The sequence below is a fragment of the Mesorhizobium sp. B4-1-3 genome, assembly GCF_006439355.1.
Taxonomy (GTDB): Bacteria; Pseudomonadota; Alphaproteobacteria; order Rhizobiales; family Rhizobiaceae; genus Mesorhizobium.
Window position 1 is genome coordinate 439,793 of the sequence record NZ_VFTG01000001.1, and the last position, 23,192, is coordinate 462,984.

22 protein-coding genes and 1 pseudogene are annotated in these 23,192 nt (G+C 64.5%); 19 read left to right on the forward strand and 4 right to left on the reverse strand.

From position 1 onward, the window contains the following. The first annotated feature begins 61 nt into the window (after window positions 1-61). The 4 genes from FJW06_RS02135 to FJW06_RS02150 all read left to right on the forward strand — a co-directional run bounded on the left by FJW06_RS02135 (window position 62) and on the right by FJW06_RS02150 (window position 4,918). Complete coding sequence (locus FJW06_RS02135) at window positions 62-1,057, forward strand: ABC transporter substrate-binding protein (RefSeq protein WP_127884627.1); 996 nt, start codon at window positions 62-64, stop codon at window positions 1,055-1,057. Window positions 1,058-1,314: 257 nt separating this feature from the next. Then, the gene (locus FJW06_RS02140; RefSeq protein WP_140747242.1) at window positions 1,315-2,868 is read left to right on the forward strand and encodes a sugar ABC transporter ATP-binding protein; all 1,554 of its coding nucleotides are present in this window, start codon (window positions 1,315-1,317) and stop codon (window positions 2,866-2,868) included. Continuing rightward, complete coding sequence (locus FJW06_RS02145) at window positions 2,865-3,830, forward strand: ABC transporter permease (protein ID WP_140747245.1); 966 nt, start codon at window positions 2,865-2,867, stop codon at window positions 3,828-3,830. Before FJW06_RS02140 ends, FJW06_RS02145 begins: the two co-directional genes overlap by 4 nt. A gap of 71 nt (window positions 3,831-3,901) precedes the next feature. Further along, window positions 3,902-4,918, forward strand: coding sequence for a zinc-binding alcohol dehydrogenase family protein (locus FJW06_RS02150; protein ID WP_140747248.1), 1,017 nt, complete (start codon window positions 3,902-3,904; stop codon window positions 4,916-4,918). Between the two features lie 6 nt (window positions 4,919-4,924). On the opposite strand, the gene phnF is transcribed toward FJW06_RS02150, so the two are convergent. After that, window positions 4,925-5,671 (reverse strand): phosphonate metabolism transcriptional regulator PhnF, encoded by a 747-nt coding sequence (gene phnF / locus FJW06_RS02155; RefSeq protein ID WP_140747251.1) that lies wholly within the window; start codon window positions 5,669-5,671, stop codon window positions 4,925-4,927. A 140-nt stretch (window positions 5,672-5,811) separates the two neighbouring features. On the opposite strand from phnF, the gene phnG reads away from it, so the two are divergent. The 12 genes and pseudogenes from phnG (at window position 5,812) to phnE (FJW06_RS02215) (ending at window position 16,428) form a co-directional block, all read left to right on the forward strand. Further along, window positions 5,812-6,273 (forward strand): phosphonate C-P lyase system protein PhnG, encoded by a 462-nt coding sequence (gene phnG / locus FJW06_RS02160; RefSeq protein ID WP_140747254.1) that lies wholly within the window; start codon window positions 5,812-5,814, stop codon window positions 6,271-6,273. Continuing rightward, window positions 6,273-6,884 carry a phosphonate C-P lyase system protein PhnH gene (gene phnH / locus FJW06_RS02165; RefSeq protein ID WP_140747257.1) on the forward strand — a complete coding sequence of 204 codons (612 nt, stop codon included), beginning with the start codon at window positions 6,273-6,275 and terminating at the stop codon, window positions 6,882-6,884. The genes phnG and phnH overlap by 1 nt, the downstream gene beginning before the upstream one ends. 1 nt (window position 6,885) lies before the next feature. Then, complete coding sequence (locus tag FJW06_RS02170) at window positions 6,886-7,998, forward strand: carbon-phosphorus lyase complex subunit PhnI (protein ID WP_140747260.1); 1,113 nt, start codon at window positions 6,886-6,888, stop codon at window positions 7,996-7,998. Continuing rightward, entirely contained in the window at window positions 7,995-8,906 is a 912-nt protein-coding gene (locus FJW06_RS02175; RefSeq protein WP_140747263.1) for an alpha-D-ribose 1-methylphosphonate 5-phosphate C-P-lyase PhnJ, read from the forward strand. Before FJW06_RS02170 ends, FJW06_RS02175 begins: the two co-directional genes overlap by 4 nt. Continuing rightward, a complete protein-coding gene (phnK, locus tag FJW06_RS02180; RefSeq protein WP_140747265.1) occupies window positions 8,903-9,679 on the forward strand; it encodes a phosphonate C-P lyase system protein PhnK in 777 nt (258 codons plus the stop codon). The genes FJW06_RS02175 and phnK overlap by 4 nt, the downstream gene beginning before the upstream one ends. A gap of 2 nt (window positions 9,680-9,681) precedes the next feature. Further along, window positions 9,682-10,389 (forward strand): phosphonate C-P lyase system protein PhnL, encoded by a 708-nt coding sequence (gene phnL, locus FJW06_RS02185; RefSeq protein ID WP_140747702.1) that lies wholly within the window; start codon window positions 9,682-9,684, stop codon window positions 10,387-10,389. Then, entirely contained in the window at window positions 10,386-11,000 is a 615-nt protein-coding gene (locus tag FJW06_RS02190) for a DapH/DapD/GlmU-related protein (protein ID WP_140747268.1), read from the forward strand. Before phnL ends, FJW06_RS02190 begins: the two co-directional genes overlap by 4 nt. A 132-nt stretch (window positions 11,001-11,132) precedes the next feature. Continuing rightward, window positions 11,133-11,842 (forward strand): annotated as a pseudogene (locus FJW06_RS02195) (DUF1868 domain-containing protein). A 116-nt stretch (window positions 11,843-11,958) separates the two neighbouring features. Further along, window positions 11,959-12,816, forward strand: a complete 858-nt coding sequence (gene phnC, locus FJW06_RS02200; RefSeq protein ID WP_140747271.1) for a phosphonate ABC transporter ATP-binding protein — start codon at window positions 11,959-11,961, stop codon at window positions 12,814-12,816. 138 nt (window positions 12,817-12,954) lie between these two features. Further along, complete coding sequence (gene phnD / locus FJW06_RS02205) at window positions 12,955-13,863, forward strand: phosphonate ABC transporter substrate-binding protein (RefSeq protein ID WP_140747274.1); 909 nt, start codon at window positions 12,955-12,957, stop codon at window positions 13,861-13,863. 160 nt (window positions 13,864-14,023) lie between these two features. Then, window positions 14,024-14,977 (forward strand): phosphonate ABC transporter, permease protein PhnE, encoded by a 954-nt coding sequence (phnE, locus tag FJW06_RS02210; RefSeq protein WP_140747277.1) that lies wholly within the window; start codon window positions 14,024-14,026, stop codon window positions 14,975-14,977. Between the two features lie 86 nt (window positions 14,978-15,063). Continuing rightward, window positions 15,064-16,428, forward strand: coding sequence for a phosphonate ABC transporter, permease protein PhnE (gene phnE, locus FJW06_RS02215; protein ID WP_140747280.1), 1,365 nt, complete (start codon window positions 15,064-15,066; stop codon window positions 16,426-16,428). Between the two features lie 78 nt (window positions 16,429-16,506). On the opposite strand, the gene FJW06_RS02220 is transcribed toward phnE (FJW06_RS02215), so the two are convergent. The 3 genes from FJW06_RS02220 to FJW06_RS02230 all read right to left on the reverse strand — a co-directional run bounded on the left by FJW06_RS02220 (window position 16,507) and on the right by FJW06_RS02230 (window position 19,958). Continuing rightward, window positions 16,507-17,358 carry a sugar phosphate isomerase/epimerase gene (locus FJW06_RS02220; RefSeq protein WP_140747283.1) on the reverse strand — a complete coding sequence of 284 codons (852 nt, stop codon included), beginning with the start codon at window positions 17,356-17,358 and terminating at the stop codon, window positions 16,507-16,509. Between the two features lie 209 nt (window positions 17,359-17,567). Further along, window positions 17,568-18,755 carry a Gfo/Idh/MocA family oxidoreductase gene (locus FJW06_RS02225; protein WP_140747286.1) on the reverse strand — a complete coding sequence of 396 codons (1,188 nt, stop codon included), beginning with the start codon at window positions 18,753-18,755 and terminating at the stop codon, window positions 17,568-17,570. A gap of 147 nt (window positions 18,756-18,902) precedes the next feature. Next, window positions 18,903-19,958 carry a sugar phosphate isomerase/epimerase gene (locus FJW06_RS02230; protein ID WP_140747288.1) on the reverse strand — a complete coding sequence of 352 codons (1,056 nt, stop codon included), beginning with the start codon at window positions 19,956-19,958 and terminating at the stop codon, window positions 18,903-18,905. A gap of 399 nt (window positions 19,959-20,357) precedes the next feature. On the opposite strand from FJW06_RS02230, the gene FJW06_RS02235 reads away from it, so the two are divergent. From FJW06_RS02235 to FJW06_RS02245, 3 genes are read left to right on the forward strand one after another with little or no spacing between them, the layout of a single operon-like run. After that, complete coding sequence (locus FJW06_RS02235) at window positions 20,358-21,245, forward strand: sugar phosphate isomerase/epimerase (RefSeq protein ID WP_140747291.1); 888 nt, start codon at window positions 20,358-20,360, stop codon at window positions 21,243-21,245. Window positions 21,246-21,301: 56 nt separating this feature from the next. Next, window positions 21,302-22,471: a mandelate racemase/muconate lactonizing enzyme family protein gene (locus tag FJW06_RS02240; RefSeq protein WP_140747294.1), complete on the forward strand. Its 1,170-nt coding sequence runs from the start codon at window positions 21,302-21,304 to the stop codon at window positions 22,469-22,471. Window positions 22,472-22,473: 2 nt separating this feature from the next. Further along, the gene (locus FJW06_RS02245; protein ID WP_140747297.1) at window positions 22,474-23,190 is read left to right on the forward strand and encodes a FadR/GntR family transcriptional regulator; all 717 of its coding nucleotides are present in this window, start codon (window positions 22,474-22,476) and stop codon (window positions 23,188-23,190) included. The last annotated feature ends 2 nt before the right edge of the window (window positions 23,191-23,192 follow it).

The following is a 23,192-nucleotide window of genomic DNA, read 5'->3' on the forward strand; positions in this document are numbered from 1 at the left end:
GCTGCGCCTATCCAGATGGAGCTTCCGAAACCTTCACCAGGCGACCTTAGGGAGGAACCTAATGAAATTCGTGACCAGCCTTCTCAACCGCCGTGCTTTCGTGGCCTTGGCCGCCGCGTCGATGCTTGCCGGCGCGATGCATTCCGCGCCCGCCTCGGCGGCCGACGTGACCATTCCGATCATCGTCAAGGACACCACCTCCTTCTACTGGCAGATCGTTCTGGCCGGCGCGCGCAAGGCCGGCAAGGATCTCGGCATCAACGTGCCGGAGCTCGGCGCCCAAGCCGAAACCGACGTCAACGGCCAGATCTCGATCCTCGAGAACGCCGTCGCCAGCAACCCGGCGGCAATCGTCATCTCGCCGACCGAGTTCAAGGCGCTCGGCAAGCCGATCGACGAGGCGGCTTCCAAGGTCAAGGTCATCGGCATCGACTCCGGCGCCGACTCCAAGGCCTTCACCTCCTTCCTCACCACCGACAACGTCCAGGGCGGCCGCGTCGCGGCTGACGGCCTCGCCGCCGCGATCGGTGCCGCCAATGGCGGCAAGGTGGAAGGCAAGGTCGCGCTGATCACCGCTCTTCCCGGCGCCGGCTCGCTCGAGCAGCGCAAGCAAGGCTTCATCGAGCAGATCAAGGCCAAGTATCCGGGCCTCCAGCTCGTCGCCGACAAATATGCCGACGGTCAGGCCACCACAGGCTTGAACATCGCGACCGACCTGATCACCGCCAATCCGGACCTCAAGGGCATCTTCGCCTCGAACCTGATCATGGCGCAGGGCGTCGGCCAGGCGATCGCCGAAAACAATCTCGGCGGCAAGGTGGCGCTGATCGGCTTCGACAGCGACGAGAAGCTGATCAAGTTCCTGAATGACGGCGTCATCTCCGGCCTGGTCGTCCAGGATCCGTACCGGATGGGCTATGACGGCATCAAGACCGCCTTGGCCGCCTCGAAGGGCGAGAAGGTCGAAGCCAATGTCGACACCGGCGCCAACCTCGTCACCAAGGACAACATGAAGGATCCGAAGATCGACGCGCTGCTCAACCCGAAGCTCAATTGAGCAGCGTCGCGACAACCTTTCCGGGGCGGCATCGCCCCGGAAACATCCATCAGGCGATTTGGAAATTCGCCGGCCTGATTTAGAGCATGATCCCGAAAAGTGGGAACCGGTTTTTCGGAAAAGATCATGCTCCAACAAGGAATTAGATCAGATGACGATTCAACGAAACGTCATCCTGATTTAGGCTCCGACTTCAAGATGCGCGTCAGACGCATCGCTGCATACCCAATGGTTGAGACCAATCTGGGAGGATTGTCATGACGTCGACGGCGCAGGAACTGCACCCCGCCCCCATGCTGGCCCCGGGCAGGACGATCCTCGAGCTCAACGGCCTGGAAAAGCGCTATCCCGGCACGCATGCGCTGAAGCCCGTGCACCTTGCCTTCAAGGCGGGCGAGATCCACGCCATCGTCGGCGAGAACGGCGCCGGCAAGTCGACCCTGATAAAACTTCTGACCGGCGTCATGCCGCGTACTTCCGGCGAGGTCGTCTGGGAAGGTCAGCCCGTAGCTCTGGCCACTCCGCACGAGGCGATGGCGCTGGGCATCAACGCCGTGCACCAGGAGGTGGTGCTCTGCCGCCACCTCACCGTCGCCGCCAACATGTTCCTCGGCGAGGAGGAGTCCCGCTTCGGCCTGCTGCAGCAGCGCGCCATGGTCAAGGACGCGCAGAAGATCATCGACGGTCTGGGCTTCGACCTGCCGGCGCATGTCGTGCTCGGCGATCTCACCATCGGCCAGCAGCAGCTGATCGCCGCCGCTCGCGCCACGGTGCGCGGCACGAAATTCCTGATCTTCGACGAGCCGACCGCCTACCTCACCCGAAAGGAGGCCGACCAGCTCTTCAAGCTGATCCGAAGGCTGAAGAGCGAAGGCGTCACCATCATCTATATCAGCCACCGCATGGAGGAGGTGTTCGAGCTTGCCGATCGCGTTTCCGTGCTGCGCGACGGCACTTTGGTCGGCACCCGCAACATCGCCGAGACGAACGAGCCCGAGCTGGTCAAGCTGATGATCAACCGCTCGATCGAGCAGATCTATCACAAGGAGCATTTCACCCCTGGCGCCACGATCGTCGAGACCAAGAACCTCTCGGGCAAGGGCTTCGAGAATGTCTCGGTGACCGTCCGCGCCGGCGAGATCGTCGGCCTCTACGGCCTGATCGGCGCCGGCCGCAGCGAGTTCGTCACCACGCTCTATGGCCGTCACAAGAAGTCAGCCGGCCAGATCCTGTGGGAGGGCAAGGAGGTCCAGGTCAATTCCGAGCACGACGCCATAAGGCTCGGCATGGCGCTGGCCCCGGAAAGCCGCCGCGACCAAGGCCTGTGTCTCAACCTGTCGGTCGGCATGAACCTCAACCTGCCGATCTACAAGCGCATTTCCAGCAACGCGCTCATCTCGGGCGCCAAGGAGAAAGCCGAGGCCGATCGCCAGATCGCCGACCTGCGCATCAAGACGCCGACGCGCAGCGCGCTCGCCTCCAGCCTCTCCGGCGGCAACCAGCAGAAGATCGTCATCGGCAAATGGCTGGCGCATGGCGCCAAGCTGTTCATCTTTGATGAGCCGACGGTGGGCGTCGACGTCGGCACCAAGGCCGAGATCTACCGCCTGTTCTCGACGCTGTTGTCGAAGGGTGCCGGCATTATCCTGATCTCGTCCTACCTGCCGGAAGTCTATGAGCTTGCCGACACGCTGCACGTGTTCCGGCGCGGCAAGCTGGTCGCGACGCATGGATTCCGCACCGCAAGCCACGAGGACATCCTGGGTCAGGCTCTGGCCGAGAAACAAGAAAAAACGGGAGGACAAAAATGAGCACCGAGGCGATCCCCGCCGAAAGACCCAAGCGCAATTTCAACGCCCTCTTCGGCCTGACGCTGCTTGGCCTGCTGCTGCTGATGTGGATCGTGCTGGCTGTCGCCACGCCCTCCTTCGCGACGGCGCTCAACATCACCAACCTTCTGCGCCAGGGCTCGCTGATCGCCATCCTCGCCGTCGGCCAGACTTTCGTCATCATTACCGGCGGCATCGACCTTTCGGTCGGCGCGGTGGTCGGCTTCACCACGGTGATCGTGGCGCTGTTGATCAATGCCGGCTGGCCGATCTGGGTGGCGGTGCTGCTCACGCTTCTGGTCGGGGTCGCCATCGGCCTCTTCCATGGCTTCGGCATCGTCAAGATGGGCCTGCCGCCCTTCATCATCACCCTGGCCACCATGACCTCGCTGCGCGGCATCGGCCTTCTGATGACCAACGGCAACTCGATCTCGATCAACAGCGATCCGTTCCAGGCGTTCTCGCGCGGCTCGCTGTTCGGCATCCCCTATCTGTTCTGGATGGTGATCCTGGTCGCCATCCCGTCCTACATCTTCCTGCACCACACGCGCTGGGGCCGCTACCTGTTCTCGGTCGGCTCCAACGCCGAGGCCGCGCGCCTGTCCGGCGTCAACGTGCCGCGCACCATCCTCATGGCCTATATCCTGTCCGGCCTGCTCGCCGCCTTCGTCGGCGTGCTGCTCGCCTCGCGCATCGGCATCGGCAACCCGACGCAGGGCGACACCTATGAACTGCAGGCCATCGCCTCGTCGGTGATCGGCGGCACTTCGCTGTTCGGCGCCATCGGCTCCGTGCACGGGCCGCTGATCGGCTCCTTCATCCTGTCGACGATCAACAACGGCGCCAACCTGCTCAACGTCAACACCTTCTGGCAGCGCGTCATCACCGGCCTTCTGATCATCGTCATCGTTTACTTCGACGGCTTGCGCCGCCGGGGCAAATGACTCCTCCCTGAAACTAACGCGCCGGCCCCGCATGCCGAGGCCGGCGCGCCTTTTTGAACACTGGATCTGCCATGAAAGCCGTCGTCTGCCGCTCGCCCGGCGAGCTTGTCCTCGAAGACCGCCCCGACCCCGGCGCGCCACCGCCCGGCTGGGCCCGTGTCGCTGTCAGCCATGTCGGCATCTGCGGCACCGACTATCACATCTTCGAAGGCAAGCATCCCTTCCTCGCCTATCCGCGCATCATGGGCCACGAGGTCTCGGGCACGGTCGTCGAGAGAGGCGAAGGCGTCGATCTCGCCGCTGGCGAGCCGGTCATCATCAACCCCTATCTTTCATGCGGCAAATGCATCGCCTGCCGGCACGGCAAGCCGAATTGCTGCGTCAAGATCGAGGTGCTCGGCGTCCACCGCGACGGCGCCATGTGCGACGAGATCCTGGTGCCGGCGCAAAATCTCTACCCTGCGAACGGCCTCTCGCTGGCCGACGCCGCGGCGGTAGAATTCCTGGCCATCGGCGCGCACGCGGTGCGCCGATCCCTTGGACTTCCCGGCCAGCGCACGCTGGTCATCGGCGCCGGCCCGATCGGACTGGGCACGGCGATCTTCGCCCGCATCGCGGGGCTCGACGCCAGCCTGCTCGACATGAGCAGCGAGCGCCTCGGCTTCGCCGAAAAGGAGCTTGGCTTTGCCGCGCTCGACACCTCGAAGGCGACAGCCGACGAACTGGTGCGGCAGGCGACCGGCGGCGAAGGGTTCGACCTCGTCTTCGACGCGACCGGCAACACGCAATCGGTGCAGACGGCCTTCGCCCATGTCGCGCATGGCGGCATGCTGGTGCTGGTCAGTGTCGTCAAGGACGACATCACCTTCTCCGATCCCGAATTCCACAAACGCGAGATGACTTTGGTCGGCAGCCGCAACGCGCTCAAGGCCGACTTCGAGCATGTCGCGGCCTCCATCCGCAACGGCGCCGTGCCGTTGGGCAAACTCGTCACCCATCGCACGACGCTCGCCGAAACGCCGCGCGATCTGGCGCGATGGACGCATGAGAAATCAGGGCTGATCAAGGCGGTCATCGAAGTCGGCTGAGCGCGGCTAGTCGCCGGCCGACAGCCTCAACTCCACCCGCTCCGCCGGGAACCGCGACTCCGCGAATTGGATCGGCTCACCGTCGAGCGTGACGTTGACGGCGATGGTGACCAGCACGATCGCGCCGGGCTGCAGATCGAGCGCGGCGAGGTCGTCGGCGTCGGCATGGCGCGCCGACAGCACGGTTGAATGCCTGAGATAATCGTTGATGCCGAAGCGCTTCAGCGAGGCCGTGATCGATCCCGTTTCGGCCATGGCATGCTCAATGCCCGCGAAGCGTTTGGCGTCGAACCAGGTCGTCGCGCGTGACACCGCATGACCGTCGGCCTCGCCGCGCGTCTCCAGGCGGATGACGGCCTCGCCCTTCGCTATATGCAGCGCCTCGGCGATGCGCCGGCTGGCCGGCTCCGTCGACGACGACAGGAGCGCGAGATGCCGCTCGCTCGTCTGACCCTGCAGCCCGGTCGAGAAGCGCGTGCGCGCGCCAATCGGATAGGACAGCCGCTTGCGCGACAGGACGAAGGTGCCGCGTCCCTGTTCGGCCTTCAGCACCCCTTCCTGAACAAGTGCTGCAATGGCGCTGCGCACGGTATGGCGATTGACGCCGTAGCGCTCGGCCAGCGCGATTTCGGGCGGCAGCGCCGTATTCTCGGCGAAATCGCCGCTCGCGATCCCCTGCAATATCTTATCGGCGATCTGCCGCCAGAGCGACACGCCGTTACGCCTTTCGATGCTGCTCGCCAGTCCAACCATTCATCGCCCCATTTCTTCGCCCCAGCGGGCAATTTTCCGCGCCTGTCATCCACCCGTCATGGACTCCCGTTAGGAGGTAGGTATAATTTGTATAGTTGTCTATATCAATAGACGAATTTCCAGATGCAAGGAGCGATGCGATGCGAGGACAGGAAGCACGCGAGCAAGCGGGGCGGAAAGCCTTGATGGCAACGCTGGCGCACGCTGGAGCCGATGATATCGCGCGTCTGTGGAACGAGTCGGGCCTGCCCTCCGAAGCCGAGCTCTTGCGCGGACCCGAAACCGGATTGGTGACGGTGCGCGGGCGGATCGGCGGCGGCGGCGCTCCTTTCAATGTCGGCGAGGCGACCGTCACCCGCGCCACGGTGCGGCTGCCGTCCGGCCAGGTCGGCCATTCCTGTGCGCTCGGCCGCGACAAGGACAAGGCCAGGCTCGCCGCGATCGCCGATGCGCTGTGGCAGGACCCGGCGCAGCGTGAAGCAGTCGAAACGAAGCTCGCCGCGCCTTTGCGCGCGGCTCTCGATGCGGCGCGCGAGACCCGGCGTGTCGAGACGGCGGCAACGAAAGTGGATTTCTTCACCATGGTGCGCGGAGAGGACTGATGGACATCGCCACGCAATCGATCGACGGCGGCTTCGCCGAGCCGGTCTTCAACGCCCAGACGGTGTTCCGCGCCATCATGGACGCGATGGCCCGCCCCGGCACGGTCCAGAACCTGCCGCAGCTTGCCCGTCCGCCGGCGCCGCTGTCGGCGACCGCCGGCGCCGTGGCGCTTTCGCTCTGCGACAACGACACGCCGGTCTGGCTCGACCCGCCGCTGCAGGCGGAGGCTTCGGTCAAGGCCTGGCTCGGCTTCCACACCGGCGCGCCTTTGGCCAACACGCCCGCCGACGCGCATTTCGCCTTGATCGCCAATCCCAAGGAGATGGCGGCGCTCGACGGTTTTGCGCAAGGCACGCAGGAATATCCCGATCGCTCGACGACGCTGATCCTCCTGGTCGACGATCTTGCCTCGGGTCCGTCGCTGCTGCTCGAAGGTCCGGGCATCGAAAGGACGTCGATGATCGCGCCTCCGGGCATGCCGCGTCATTTCGTCGAGCAGTGCAAGCAGAACAACCAGCGTTTCCCGCGCGGCGTCGACATCATCCTGGCGGCGCCCGGCAGCCTTTCCTGCTTGCCGCGCACCACCCGCATCAAGTTGATGGAGGCATGACATGTATGTCGCGGTAAAGGGCGGCGAGGCCGCCATTGCCAATGCGCACCGCCTGCTTGCCGATCGCCGTCGCGGCGACCGATCGGTGCCGGCGCTGCGCCTCGACCAGATCGTGGAGCAGCTGGCGCTCGGTGTCGACCGCGTGATGAGCGAAGGCTCGCTCTACGATCGCGAGCTTGCCGCACTCGCCATCGCCCAGGCGCGCGGCGACATGATCGAGGCGATCTTCCTGGTACGCGCCTACCGCACCACGCTGCCGCGCTTCGGCTACACCAATCCGGTCGATACCGGCGCCATGCAGATCGAGCGGCGCATATCGGCCACCTACAAGGACCTGCCGGGCGGCCAGGTGCTCGGCCCGACCTTCGACTACACGCACCGCTTGCTCGATCCGGAGCTTGCCGCCGGCGCCGAGGTCGAGACACCGGCGCAGCGGCCGGCCGAGCCGGAGGCCATGCCGCGCGTCTCGGCGATCCTTGCCCATGAAGGCCTGATCGAGGCCGACGGCGAGATGCCGCTTGACCACGTACCGGGCGACATCACCCGCGAGCCGCTGCAGTTCCCGATGGCGCGTGACATCCGCTTGCAGGCGCTGTCGCGCGGCGACGAAGGTTTTCTGCTGGCGCTCGGCTATTCGACGCAGCGCGGCTACGCCCGTAACCATCCCTTCGTGGGCGAGGTGCGCATCGGCGAGGTCGAGCTTGAACTGGACGTGCCGGAACTGCCCTTCGCCGTGCCGCTCGGCTCGATCCGCGTCACCGAATGCCAGATGGTCAACCAGTTCAAGGGATCGGCCAAGGCGCCGCCGCAGTTCACCCGCGGCTACGGTCTGGTCTTCGGTCAAAGCGAGCGCAAGGCGATGGCCATGGCGCTGTGCGACCGGGCGCTGCGCGCCGGCGAGCTCGGCGAGGATGTCGTCGCCGCGGCGCAGGACGAGGAATTCGTCATTTCGCATTCCGACAATGTCCAGGCCACCGGCTTCGTCGAGCACCTGAAGCTGCCGCACTATGTCGACTTCCAGGCCGAGCTCGGCCTCGTGCGCCGCATGCGCGCCGAATACGAGGCGCGGGAAAACGAGGACAAGGCTGAAGAGAAAAGGGAGGCCGCGGAATGAACGCGCAATCGAACGACATCGCCACCTACAACTTCGCCTATCTCGATGAGCAGACCAAAAGGATGATCCGCCGCGCCATCCTGAAGGGCATCGCCATTCCCGGCTACCAGGTGCCGTTCGCCTCGCGCGAGATGCCGATGCCCTATGGCTGGGGCACCGGCGGCGTCCAGGTCACCGCCTCGATCATCGGCCCGGACGACGTGCTGAAGGTCATCGACCAGGGCGCCGACGACACCACCAACGCCGTCTCGATCCGGGCCTTCTTCAAGAAGGTCGCCAAGGTCGCCGTCACCACAGAGACGGCGAAGGCTTCGATCATCCAGACCCGCCACCGCATCCCCGAGCATCCGCTCAACGCAGGCCAGGTGTTGGTCTTCCAGGTGCCGATCCCCGAGCCGCTGCGCTTCCTCGAGCCGCGCGAGACCGAGACGCGAAAAATGCATGCGCTGGAGGAATATGGCCTCATGCATGTGAAGCTCTACGAGGACATTGCCAAGCACGGCCGCATCGCCACCACTTACGCCTATCCGGTCAAGGTCGAGGGCCGCTACGTGACGGATCCCTCGCCGACGCCGAAATTCGATAATCCCAAGATGCATCGTTCGCCGGCTTTGCAATTGTTCGGCGCCGGCCGCGAGAAGCGCATCTATGCGGTGCCGCCTTTCACCGACGTCGTCAGCCTCGATTTCGAGGACCATCCCTTCGAGGTGCAGACCTTCGACCAGCCATGCGCGCTGTGCGGCGCCGAGAATGTCTATCTCGACGAGGTCATCCTCGACGACCATGGCGGCCACATGTTCGTCTGCTCGGACACCGACCACTGCGAGAAGCGGCGAGCCGACGGCCATCACGGCCACCTTGCTCCCGAGACCCACCTTGCCTCTGAGGAAACGGAGCCGGCCGAATGACCGACGAACCGCTGCTGCGCGTCTCGGCGCTGTCCAAATTCTACGGCTCGCGCGTCGGCTGCGAGAACGTCACCTTCGACCTTTGGCCGGGCGAAGTCCTGGCGGTGGTCGGCGAGTCCGGCTCCGGCAAGACGACGCTGCTCAACTGCGTGTCGACCCGGCTGCTGCCCTCCTCCGGCACCGCCAGCTACCGCATGCGCGACGGCCAATGGCGCGAGCTCTACCGGATGAGCGAGGCCGAGCGCCGCTTCCTGATGCGCACCGACTGGGGCTTCGTCCACCAGAACCCGGCCGACGGGCTGCGCATGACGGTCTCGGCCGGCGCCAATGTCGGCGAAAGGCTGATGGCGGTCGGCGACCGCCACTACGGCAGGATCCGCGCCACCGCCGTCGACTGGCTGTCGCGCGTCGAGATCGACGAGGACCGCATCGACGACGAGCCGCGCGCCTTTTCCGGCGGCATGCGCCAGCGCCTGCAGATCGCCCGCAACCTGGTGACCGGACCGCGGCTCGTCTTCATGGATGAGCCGACCGGCGGCCTCGACGTCTCGGTGCAGGCCCGCCTGCTCGATCTGTTGCGCGGACTGGTCACCGATCTCGGGCTGGCGGCCATCGTCGTCACCCACGACCTCGCCGTGGCGCGGCTTCTGTCGCAGCGCATGATGGTGATGAAGGACGGCCGCGTCGTCGAAAGCGGCCTCACCGACCGCGTGCTCGACGATCCGCGCGCGCCGTATACGCAACTCCTCGTTTCTTCCATCCTGCAGGTGTGATGATGGCTACGCCTCTCGTCGTTTCCGATGTCGCCAAAAGCTTCACCATGCATCTGCGCGACGGCGTCACGCTGCCGGTGGTGACGGGTGTCTCCTTCTCGATCCGCGCCGGCGAATGCGCGGTGCTCGGCGGTCCGTCGGGCGCCGGAAAAAGCTCGATCCTGAAGATGCTCTACGGCAACTACGCCGTCGATGAAGGCCAGATCATCGTCCAGCACGGCGGCGGGTTGATCGACCTCGCCTCCGCCAGCCCGCGCACAGTGCTTTCCGTGCGCCGCCACACCATCGGCTATGTCAGCCAGTTCCTGCGCACCGTGCCGCGCGTCTCGGCGCTCGACGTGGTCGCCGAGCCGCTGGTCGAGCGTGGCGAGGATCGCGAGACGGCGCGAGCGAAGGCTCGCTCCCTGCTTGCGCAGCTCAACCTGCCGGAAAAGCTCTGGGCGCTTCCGCCGGCGACCTTCTCGGGCGGTGAGCAGCAGCGCGTCAACATCGCGCGCGGCTTCATCACCGAGCATCCGATCCTTTTGCTCGACGAACCGACCGCCTCGCTCGACGCGAAGAACCGCGATGTCGTGGTCGAGCTCATCGCCGCCAAGAAAGCGGCGGGAGTTGCCCTGCTCGGCATCTTCCATGACCTCGACGTGCGTGAGGCGGTCGCCGACCGCGTCATCGACGTCACCGCCTTCGCCGCCGGAAAGATCGCCGCATGAAGAAGCTTTCGGAGGCGCCGCTGATCCATCCGACGGCGCAGGTCGAAAACTCGACGCTCGGCCGCTGGACCGAAATCGCCGAGCGCAGCCGCGTCGCCGAATGCGAGCTCGGCGACTATTCCTACATGATGCAGGACTGCGCCGTCTGGTGCGCCACCATCGGCAAATTCTCCAACATCGCGGCAAGCGTCCGCCTCAACGCCACCAACCACCCGACATGGCGGCCGACGCTGCACCACTTCACCTACCGCGCCTCCGACTATTGGAACGATGCCGAGCACGAGAGCGAATTCTTCGCCCAGCGCCGCGCCAAGCGCGTCATCATCGGCCACGACACCTGGCTCGGCCATGGCTCGACCGTGCTGCCCGGCGTGACCGTCGGCGACGGTGCGGCGGTCGGCGCGGGCGCGGTGGTGACGAAGGATGTCGCGCCCTACACCATCGTCGGCGGCGTGCCGGCGAAACCGATCCGCGAGCGCTTCGATCGCCGCACCGCCGAGCGCTACCAGGCGCTTGCCTGGTGGGACTGGGACCATGCAAGGCTGCGCGCCGCGCTCGACGATTTTCGCGAGCTGTCGGCAGAGGCTTTCCTGGAGAAATATGGTGGCTGATGTCAGTGAATAGTGAATGGTCAACAGTGAATGGCAACGAAGCCTTCTTTCTCACCATTCACCATTCACCATTCACCATTCACACCCCTGACACAGGACTCGGACAGGACGCAATCTCCCCGGGAGATCGCCATGCTCGCCACTGTCAGACCCTCGCTCGCCGGATTTTCGAAGGCTCCAATCCGACCGCGCCCACGCATCTCGGTACCCGTTACGACCTGTCCGGCAACTTCCTCCCCGAACCGGGCAACACCGTCGTCTGCCATCTGATCGAAGGCTCGCCTTCGCAAGCAGCAATTGTCGAGGTGCGCGAGCGCATGCTCGCCATGCCGGATGCTGATCGGCTCGCTTTCACGCCGATCTCCAGCCTCCATATGACGCTCTTCCAGGGCATCATCGAATACCGGCGTCGCCTCCCCTATTGGCCGGCTGACGTGCTGCTCGACACTGGTATCGACGCCATGACCCGCCTCTATCTCGATCGCCTGCAGGGCTTCGAGGGATACGGCCCCTTCAAGGTCCGGATTGTCGAAGTCGTGCCGACCGGCCTGACCGTCGTCGGCGCCACCGCGGAAGACGGCCGGATCCTGAAAGCCTGGCGCGATGCCCTTTCAGTGCCGTTCGGCTACCGCCATCCGGACCACGACGCTTACGTCTTCCACATCACCTTTGCCTATCAGATCCGCCGTCTCGCCGACGAGCGGGCGGCAGCCTGGCAGGATCTGTTCGACAAGAGCCTCTCATTCCTCGAGCGGGAAGCCCCCGTGGTCGAGTTCAGGCCGCCGGCTTTTTGCAGCTTCAAGGACATGAAGCATTTCGAGGAATTGCTGGTGCTTGGTTGAATCTCCAAGCCTGTGACTCGTAACAAAACTGACATCAATCCGACACCCCAGCTTCATCCGCCTGCGCTAGCGAAGGTTAACAGACCTGCAAAACCGCGACGGACTGGAGCTTTGGTATGTCGACATCATCGGCCACGCTGGAAATCCGCGGCGTAACCCGACGATTTGGCAAGAACACCGCTGTCAGCGACATCAACATCTCGATCCCGCGCGGTCAGATGGTCGGCGTCATCGGCCGTTCGGGCGCCGGCAAGTCGACGCTTCTGCGCATGATCAATCGCCTCATCGATCCCAGCCAGGGGTCGATTTTTTTTGACGGCGCCGAGGTCTCCAGCCTGCAGGGTTCGCCGCTGCGCCGCTGGCAGCGCGACTGCGCCATGATCTTTCAGCAGTTCAACCTCGTGCCGCGCCTCGACGTCTTGACCAATGTGCTACTCGGCCGCCTCAATCATCGCTCCACGATTTCCAACCTGCTCGGCATGTTCTCGCGAACCGAATGCGCCGAGGCGGTGGCCGCGCTCGAGCGCCTTGACATCGCCCGCACCGCCCTGCAGCCGGCCGGCACGCTGTCCGGCGGCCAGCAGCAGCGCGTCGCGATCGCCCGCGCCATGATGCAGCAGCCGAAAGTGCTTCTGGCCGACGAGCCGATCGCCTCGCTCGACCCGCTCAACGCCAAGGTGGTGATGGATTCGCTGCGCGACATCAATCTGCGCGAAGGCATCACCGTCGTCACCAACCTGCACACGCTGGACACCGCACGCGCCTATTGCAACCGCATCATCGGCATGGCCGCCGGCAAGGTCGTCTTCGACGGCGCCCCGGAGGACCTCGACCGCGACGCCGTGCGCACCGTCTACGGCGCCGACGCCAGCGGCGCCGAGATCTCCGAGGCGATCACGTCGACCAGCGTGACCGTCAAGCCGAAGATCACCGCATCCGCCGGACCGCTCGAACCAGCCTTTCCTGGGTATTGAGTCCGCCGCCCGGCCCAGTGGTCCGGGCAAATCGCGGATTTCAGCCGAGCAACCCGGATCGCCCGCCAGCGTCAACGGCAGACTTGAAAAATCAGAACGCCGCCGGCGCGTAGCCGGAACAACAGGAGAGAGATCAAAATGTTCAGGAAGATGGTTTTTGGGGCGGTTTCGCTGCTCGCCGTGGCGGCAAGCGCCGCGCACGCCGCCGACATCAAGGAATTCCGCGTCGGCATCCTCGGCGGCGAGAACGAGACCGACCGTCTGCGCAACTACCAGTGCCTCGCCGATCACCTAAAGGCCGAATTCGGCTTCGAGAAGGTGTCGCTGTTCCCGGCCGCCGACTATGACGGCGTGATACAGGGCCTGCTCGGCGGCACGCTGGACTTCGCCGAGCTCGGCGCGTCCGGCTATGCCAGCGTCTACCTCAAGGACCCGAAGGCCGTCACCCCGATCCTCACCACCAAGCAGACCGACGGCTCGACCGGCTATTATTCGATCGGCCTGGCGCTGAAGACGTCCGGCATCACCGATATCAAGTCGGCCAAGGGCAAGAAGCTCGGCTACGCCGATCCGGACTCGACCTCGGGCTATCTGATCCCGCTGACCCAGATTCCAAAGGACACCGGCGCTTCCAACGAGACCTACTTCGCCTCGACCCAGTTCAACGGTGGCCATGAGAACAACATCCTGGCCGTCCGCGACGGCAAGGTCGACGTGGCGGTGGACGATTCTTCCGGCATCGGCGACTTCAAGAACGGCTACACCTCCGGCACCTTCCACAAGGAAGTCTCCAAGGGCGCCGTCGACCCGAACGACTTCGTCGAAGTGTGGCGCTCGGGCCTGATCCCGAACGGCCCGCTGGTCGTGCGCACCGCGCTGGGTGACGACATGACCGCCAAGCTCGCCGCTTTCTTCACCGCCTTGCCGGCCAAGGACAAGGCCTGCTTCGAAGGCGTCGAGGGTGGCGACTTCACCGGCTACGTCCCGGTGAAGCCGGAGTTCTACAACGTCATCGTCGAAGCCCGCAAAGCCGCTATCGGCGGCTAAAGGCATCAGGAAAAGGGCGGCGTTCACCAAAGCGACGTGCGTCCACTTGGACGCACAAAGTACGCTTTGGCACTTTGGATTGCCGCATCGGACTTTCCGAAAATCGGACTTCGATTTTCGGGCCGATGCGGCGGCGCCGCCCTTTTTTCGTATCCCGATCATGACATCAGCGACACTCCATTCCGACGCAACCCGCCGGCAGGCCGACGCCTGGCGGCGCCAGACCTCGCTGCGCCGCTTCTACACCGCGCTTGGCGTCGGCCTGCTGCTCGTCGCCATGGGCGCGACCATGTGGTTCGCCGACGAGGCCAACGCCGGCCACTTCTTCGACCGGCTGCCGCATATCCTCGACTTCCTGAGCTGGCTGGTCCCGAAGGACTGGAACGATGTCTGGCGGGCGCTGTTCGACATCGCCTCGCCCAGCGACAAGGGCACGCAGGAGTTCAATTTCCCGCTCGGCCGCGTCTATGTCTGGGGTGGCTTCTACATCCCCGAATATTTCGAACTGATGCTGACCACGGTGAACGTGGCGCTGGTCTCGACCTTCATCGGCTTCGTCTTCGCCGTTCCCTTCTCCTTCATCGCCGCGCGCAACCTGACGCCGAACCCGGTCCTGCGGCTCGTCGTCAAGCGTTTCATGGAACTGCTGCGCGCCTTCCCCGAAATCGTGATTGCCGGCCTGTTCGCGGCCATCGTCTCAATCGGCCCGGTCGCCGCCATCATCGCCATCGGCCTGCATTCGATCGGCGCGCTGGGCAAGCTGTTCTACGAGATCAACGAGAACATCGACATGCGCCCGGAGGAAGGCCTGCGCGCCGTCGGCGCCAACTGGTTCGAGCGCGTGCGCTTCGCCGACCTGCCGCAGGTGCTGCCCAATTTCATGTCCTACACACTGCTCAGGATCGAGATCAACGTGCGCATCTCGACCATCATGGGCGCGGTCGGCGGCGGCGGCATCGGCGAGGAGCTGAAGCTTTCGATCTCGCGCGGCTTCGGCGCCAAGACGCTGGCGCTGGTGCTGCTGCTCTTCGTCACCATCTTCCTCGTCGACCAGTTCTCCGCCTGGCTGCGCCGCAAGCTCGTCGGCGAGCAGGCCTTCCTGATGAGTGCCTAGACCATGATTCCGAACCGAAGGACCGCGTTAGCGAAAAGTGGAGGCCGGTTTTCGGACAAGATCATGGTCAACCCAAAAGGTGGCCTATGGCCATGACCGCCGACGAACTGAGCGCAATCGAGGAACGCCATCCGCAGATCTTCCAGCGGCCGGTCTACAAGCGCTTCTGGCCGGTGCTGCTGATCGCGGGCACGGTGCTCTACCTGGGCTACGCCTTGTGGTTCTTCAGCCTGCCGCAAGTGCTGCGCGAGTCGCACTGGGAGCGCTTGCCCCTCTTCCTGTCGCAATGGATCAGCTACGACCTGCAGCCGGAGTTCCGCCTCGACCAGCCCGAGATCACGCCGAAATATCCGCGCTTCTCGGCACTTGGCGAGAATCCCAATCCCGACTGGGTGATCAAGAACCCCGACGGCACCTACACGGTTCGGATCGACGGCGATGCCAAATCCGTCACCTTCGACAAGACCCGGGCGACGATCACGGCCAACGGCGTGACCGTGCCGATATCGCTGACCGGCGGCAAGCCGGTGGTCACAGGTCCGGTACCCGACTGGGTGACCGTCCACGACGACGAGACCGTCGCCAAGATGGGCTTTGCCGGCGAGGTGCGCGTCACCGTCGACCGCGTCAAGGTGCGCAAGCGCTTCCTCGGCTGGGCGAATTTCGTCTTCGACACGCGCTCGCCTTTCTTCGGCAAACCGGCCGGCGAGGTCATCTCGCTGATCGTCTCCGGGCCTGAGCTTCAGCCCGGCACGTCGAACCTCGCTCTGGCGGCCGGCAACATCTGGAACAATGCGCAGTGGCAGCATGGCGACGTCTGGACGAAGCTGCTGCAGACCGTCGTCATGGCGTTCCTCGGCACGCTGCTCGGCGGCATCGTCGCCTTCCCGCTGGCCTTCTTCGCCGCCCGCAACATCACGCCGAGCGGTCTGCTCAGCCAGGTGCTGAAACGCTTCTTCGATTTCATGCGCTCGGTCGACATGCTGATCTGGGCGCTGTTCTTCACCCGCGCCTTCGGCCCCGGCCCGCTGGCCGGCAGCGCCGCGATCTTCTTTACCGAGATCGGCACATTGGGCAAAACCTATTCCGAGGCGTTGGAGAACATCGATGACAAGCCGCGCGAAGGCGTGCTGTCGACCGGCGCCAACGGCATTTTGGTGCAGCGCTACGGCGTGCTGCCGGAAGTGGTGCCGGTCTTCATCAGCCAGACGCTCTACCAGTGGGAATCGAACACCCGCGGCGCGACCATCATCGGCGCCGTCGGCGCCGGCGGCATCGGCTTGAAGCTCTGGGAAGCGATGCGCACCAATTCGAACTGGGCCAACGTCTTCTACATGGTGCTGTTGACGCTGCTCGTCGTCTTCATCTTCGACAACATCTCGAACTTCCTGCGCCGAAGGCTGAGCCGCACGCTGCATGATTACAATCGGCTGCAGGCCGAGCGGGGATAGTTGGACTGCTGCTTCTAAGGAGAGGTCGGCGGGACAGAGGGGCGCGCGAAGGATCGCGACGCCCGCCGGACGGTGCCCCTAAGCCGCCTTCTTCCATCCATCCCTGATATGCCGATACCCTTCGCGATAAACTGCCTCCGGACTCTCGGCGAAATCGCGCCACACCTTGGTCGCCGCCGCCAGATCCTTCAGCGAGCGGCCAAACGACTCGATCGTCAGCCAGTCGTCGTAACCGGCCCGGCGAATGGCGGAGAAAGTCTCCTTCCACGGAATGTTGCCACGCCCCGGCACGCCGCGGTCGTTCTCCGAAATGTGGACATGGACGACATTGCGACGATGCTTGGTATAGGCGCCGATCGGATCGGCCTCCTCGATATTGGCGTGGAACGTGTCGTACATCGCCTTGATGTGCGGCCGGTCGATCGCGTCGATATGCTCCGACAGGTCAGCCATGGTGTTGACGAGATAGCATTCGAAGCGGTTGAGCGCTTCGAGCCCGATCGTCACGCCCTTCTTGCCGGCATGGTCGCCGATGGCGCGCTGCGAGGCGACCGAGCGCTTCTTTTCGGCGGAAGTCGGCCCGCTGCCGGAAAAGGCACCGAGCGTCGAATGCAGCGGCCCGCTCAGCCTATCCGCTCCGAGGGCGGCGCTGCAATCGATCGCCCATTTCATATAGTCGATGCCGGCCTTGCGGGTCGCCGCATCCGGCGAGATCAGGTTCATCGCCGGATCGCCCATGGCCGAGACCGCGGTGCGCTCCAGGCCGATTCGGTCGAGCATCTCGCCGAGCTTTTTATAATCGTCAGGCGCCCCGACAAAGACCGGTATCTCGACGCCGTCGAAACCGGTCGCCTTGATGTCCTTCAGCAGCGCCTCGTGCCTCTTCGAGACGCTGGTGGTCCACAAGAACATGCACATGCCGATTTTCATCGACACCCCCTCCCGCTTGAGGCCAGCCGCTTGCGTTGGCGGGCCACACTCCCCCTCATCCGGCCGCTTCGCGGTCACCTTCTCCCCCGGTGGGGAGAAGAGGTTGTCGTCGGCACTGCGCCTCCTCTCCCCTCGGGGAGAGGTCGGATTGGCCCGAATTGCCTTCGCAATTCGGCTTGGCAATCCGGGTGAGGCCGCGCCGCCGCCGACTATAGCTTCGTCCACGCCCCATTCTTCTTCGACGACTTCACGCAAGCCTCGATGAAGGCCATGCCTTCGACGCCGTCCGCGATCGTCGGGAAGACGACATCCTTACCCGGCTTGCCGCCTTTCCTGCGTGCCGCGCGGATGGCGCGGGCGGCCTCCTGGTAGATGTTGGCGAAACCTTCGAGATAGCCTTCCGGATGGCCGGACGGCACGCGGCTGACGCGCGCGGCCACAGGCAGCGCGCCCGCACCGGCTCGCGTCAGAAGCTGCTTCGGCTGGCCGAACGGCGTGTACCAGAGGTAGTTCGGGTCGGCCTGCACCCATTCCAGCCCGCCTTTGGAACCGTAGATGCGCAGCTTCAGCCCGTTCTCGTGGCCCGGCGCCACCTGGCTCGCCCAGATCATGCCCTTGGCCGGATGCTTGTTGCCGACCGGCTTGAAGCGCAGCATCACGTTGACATTGTCGTCAAGCTGGCGGCCCGGCACGAAGGCGTCGAGATCGGCCGATAGCGAATCCAGCTCCAGCCCTGACACGAAGCGGGCAAGATTGTAGGCATGCGTGCCGATGTCGCCCAACGCGCCGCCGGCGCCGGCCTGCTTCGGATCGGAGCGCCACGAAGCCTGTTTCTGGCCGGTGGCGGCTAGGTCCTCGGTCAGCCAGTCCTGCGGATATTCCGACTGCACGATGCGGATGTCGCCGAGCTGGCCTTTGGCCACCATCTCGCGCGCCTGGCGGATCATCGGATAGGCGGTGTAGTTGTGGGTGAGCACGAACACCTTGCCGGTCTTCTCGACCAGGGCGGCAAGCTTCCTGGCCTCGGCCAGCGACGTCGCCAGCGGCTTGTCGCAGATGACGTGGATTCCCGCCTCCAGGAAGGCTTTTGCGGCCGGCACATGCACATTGTTGGGGGTGACGATTGCCACCGCCTCGATGCCGTCGGGGCGCTTGGCCTCGGCCTTGGCCATCTCGGCATAGGAGCTGTAGCTGCGCTGCGGATCGAGGCCGAGTTCGGCGGCGGAAGCCTTGGCCCGCGCCGGGTCCGACGACAGCGCGCCGGCGACCAGCACGAAATCATTGTCCATGCGCGCGGCGATGCGGTGCACCGCGCCGATGAAGGCGCCCTGCCCGCCGCCAACCATGCCATAGCGGATCGGGCCGCCTCCCGCTTCCGACTTCGATGCGCCGACCATTCTTCGTCCTCTCCTCTTTGGCTCCCCACCCTCCCCGTTGCGGAGAGGGCCGACGCGCGGCGTCGGGGCGGGTATAAAGGTCCGCTGCGACTTGGAGTTCAACCCCATCCGGGCCCGCGGTCGAATCTTCCGACGGAAGTTCCCGGGTCAAATTCCCATCATCGCGCGCAGCAGCTTTTTGTCGGTCGTGCCGGCGGCGAAATCGTCGAAGGCCTTCTCGGTCACCCGGATGATGTGATGCTGGATGAAGGGGGCGCCCTCGGCCGCCCCGTCGTCGGGATGTTTCAGGCAGCATTCCCACTCCAGCACCGCCCAGGAATCGTAGTTGTACTGGGTGAGCTTGGAGAAGATGCCGCCGAAATCGACCTGCCCGTCGCCCAGCGACCGGAAGCGGCCAGCCCGGTTCACCCAGCCCTGGTAGCCGGAATAGACGCCTTGCCGTCCCGTCGGGTTGAACTCGGCATCCTTGACGTGGAAGGCCTTGATCCGCTCGTGGTAGATGTCGATGAACTCGAGATAGTCGAGTTGCTGCAGCAGGAAGTGCGAAGGATCGTAGTTGATGTTGCAGCGCTTGTGCCCGCCGACCGCGTCCAAAAACATCTCGAAGGTCGCGCCGTCGAACACGTCCTCTGAAGGGTGGATCTCGTAACCGACATCGACGCCATTGTCCTCATAGACATCGAGGATCGGCTTCCAGCGTTTGCCGAGCTCGCCGAAGGCTTCCTCGATCAGCCCGGCCGGCCGCTGCGGGAAGGGATAGAGGTAAGGGAAAGCCAGCGAGCCGGTGAACGACACCGAGGCGTTCAGCCCGAGATTGCGCGATGCCTTGGCCCCGAACTTCATCTGTTCGACGGCCCATTTCTGACGCGCCTTGGGATTGTTGTGCACCGATGGCGGCGCGAAGCCATCCATCTGCGCGTCATAGGCGGGATGCACCGCCACCAATTGCCCCTGCAGATGCGTCGACAGTTCGGTGATCTCGACGCCGGCGTCGGCGCAGATGCCCTTCACCTCGTCGCAATAGGCTTTCGACGACGCCGCCTTCTCGAGGTCGAACAGGCGCCCGTCCCAGGTCGGGATCTGCACGCCCTTGTAGCCGAGGCCGGCCGCCCATTTGGTGATCGAGGCCAGTGAATTGAACGGCGCGGCGTCGCCCGCGAACTGCGCCAGAAACAGGCCGGGCCCCTTCATCGTCGTCGGCATCGGCATCCTCCCTCATTGTTTTCGCGAACCAAGCATAGCGCCGATTGGAGCGAGGGCCAGCCTGTTTGGTCAGTCCTACCGGGATCCAAACGCCATGTCATTCTGGTATTACCAAATCCCGCAGTTCGGTCAAGCGCTTGAAAAGCTGGAGGAAGGGTCCTGCCGGCAACCAAAAGAACGAAATTGCATCGTTAAATCATGGAATTGCCCGATGTAAGGAGCTTCCCATGCACACTTCTTGCCGCGCATGAAAATTTGCTGTAGAGGTCAAGATAGGCCCAATTGGTCGAACCAGTTTCGAGAAAATGCTGGCAAGCCTTGGGGAGGAAACGTGCGGCCGCCTCTGCGGGAGGCGTCGCGGGGTAAAATGTGACAGGCGAATTCTGGGAAGGATAGACCATGCATCTTTCGACGCACAATTGGATGCGGGCGGAGCCGCTGGAGGTGACGCTGAAGCGCATCAAGAAGTTCGGCTATGAATCGATCGAGATTTCCGGTGAGCCTGAGCAATACAAGACCAAGGAGACGCGCGCGCTCTTGAAGGAGCATGGCATCCGCTGCTGGGGTTCGGTGACGCTGATGCTGGGCGAACGCAATCTCGCCGCTAAGGACCAGGGCCAGCGCGAGCGGTCCGTCCAATATGTCAAGAACGTGCTCACCATGGTGAGTGAGCTCGACGGCGAGATCATCACGCTGGTGCCCGCGACCGTCGGCAAGGTGGTGCCGGACGGCACCGAGGCGGAGGAATGGGGCTGGGTGGTTGACGCCACGCGCGAATGCTTCACGCATGCCAAGAAGGTCGGCGTCAGGATCGCCGTCGAGCCGCTCAACCGCTTCGAGACCTATCTCTTCAACCGAGGCGCCCAGGCGCTGGCGCTCGCCGACGCGGTGAGCCCCGAATGCGGCGTCTGCCTCGACGCCTACCACATCCACATGGAGGAATTTAACGTCTATGACGCGATCCGTCAGGTCGGAAAGCGCCTGTTCGACTTCCATGTCGCCGACAACAACCGCTTCGCCGCCGGCCTTGGCCAGATCGACTGGCCGAAGATCGTGCGCACGCTGAAGGAAGTCGGCTATGACGGCGCGCTGACCAACGAGTTCGTCGCGCCCGTCGACCGCACGCCGGCCGCGCCCTATCCGGACATGGTCGAGCGCAATCCGGTCGATATCTCGCCCGAGCAGCTGAAATTCATCCAGGACCACGGTTCCAGCCTGCTCACGGAAAAATTCTACACCGACCAGATGCGCATCACCGCCGAAACGCTGCTGCCCCTGATCAAGTGACCTCCGACTGAAACCTGTCCCTTCCGCCCGGCGGGGCGGAGGGCCGAAGGGAAAACATGCGCATCAAAAGCGTCCAGGCCTGGTGGGTTCGCGTCCCGATCGAAGTCGCGAAGCAGCATCGCAGCGACTTCGGTCAGGTGACGACGTTCGACGCCGCCATTCTGCGCATCGAGACCGATGACGGCCTGATCGGCTGGGGCGAGGGCAAGAACGCCGCCGGCAGCGCCGGCAGCTATGGCGCGCTCGTCCATATGCTCAACCATGAGATCGGCCCGCAGCTCATCGGCCGCGATCCCGCCGACATCGGCATCATCTGGGAGATGCTCTACAACGGCGTGCGGCACGAGACGGCGGCACATGCCGGCCATGCCATGCCGCAGCTGGCGCGGCGCGGCATGAGCGTGGCGGCGATCAGCGCTGTCGACATCGCGCTCTGGGACATCCTCGGCAAGTCGCTCGGACAGCCGGTGTGGCGGCTGCTCGGTGGCCGCAAGCTCGAGCGCATGCAGGCCTATGCCTCGGGCGGCTGGGCTTCCGTCGACGCCATCGGCGAGCAGTTGAAATCCTACATTGCCAAGGGCGGCTTCAAGGCGCTGAAGATGCGCGTCGGCGTCATGGACGGCGCCCCGCATGTCTCGGCCGCGCGCGTGCGCGCCGCAAGGCAGGCGATCGGGCCGGACATCGAGCTGATGGTCGACGCGCACGGCACCTACACCGTGGCTGAAGCCAAGCGCTTCATCAAGCTCACCGCCGATCTCGACCTCGCCTGGTTCGAGGAACCGGTGATCGCCGACGACAAGCCGGGCATGGCCGAGGTGCGCGCCTCGGGCTCGACGCCGGTCGCCACGGGCGAAAGCGAGGCGACACGCTACGCCTTCCGCGACCTGGCGATGCTGAAATCCGCCGACATCTTCCAGCCGGATCCGGCGTTTTGCGGCGGCATCAGCGAGGCGATGAAGATCGGCACCATTGCCAGCGCATTCAACCTGCGCTTCGCACCGCATCTGTGGGCCGGCGCGCCCTGCTTCTTCGCCGGGTTGCATGTGTGCGCGGCCTCGCCCGCCTCCTTCATCATCGAATATTCGCTCGGCGCCAATCCGATGATCCACGACCTTGTCGAGGAGACTGTCGAAGCGAAGGACGGTATGGTAGCGATCCCTGAAAAGCCTGGATTGGGATTCACCATCTCGGAGCGATTCCTGGAGGCGCACGCGCAACGTATTTGACGATGAAAGAAAAGAACCTTCTCGCGGAACTTGCCGCCTACCTCTTCGCCAACTCGGACAAGGAGTCCGGCCGCACGCCCTCGGAGCGCGAGCTGGCCGAGCATTTCGGCGTCAGCCGTGGCCAGATCCGCGAGGCGCTCGCCATCCTCGAAGCCATGCGCATCGTCGAGCGCCGCGCTAAGTCCGGCATCTATATCGACACCAAGCAGGCAAGCGTGGAAGCGCTGGCGCTTTTCGCCCGCGCTGGCCTGCCGCTTGATCCGGTGCAGATCTACGAGACCGTCGAATTGCGCAAGATCCACGAGATCAAGGCGGCCGAGCTTGCCTGCTCGCGCGCAACGGAGGAGAACTTCGAACGCCTGCGCGACATCCTGAAAGCCTCCGAAGAGCGCATCGCCGCCGGCGAAGGCCTCGCCAAGGAGGACCGCGAGTTCCATCTCGAGATCGTGCGCGCGACCAAGAACAGCGTCTTCCACAACATCTGCAGCGTCTATTACCTGATGGGCGAGCAGCGCCTGCCGATCTATTTCAACGACCCCGAGCGCAGCGTGCGCTCGCATGCCGAGCACATCCAGATCTATGAAGCGCTGCTGCGCCGCGACGGCAATCTCGCCCAGGCCCTGATGAACGCCCATTTGCAGGGCGCCGAGAGCTACTGGAAGGGGATCATCGAAGGCCGCGGGACGGAACCGAAAAGCGCGGCGCTCGAAAAGGCCTGAGT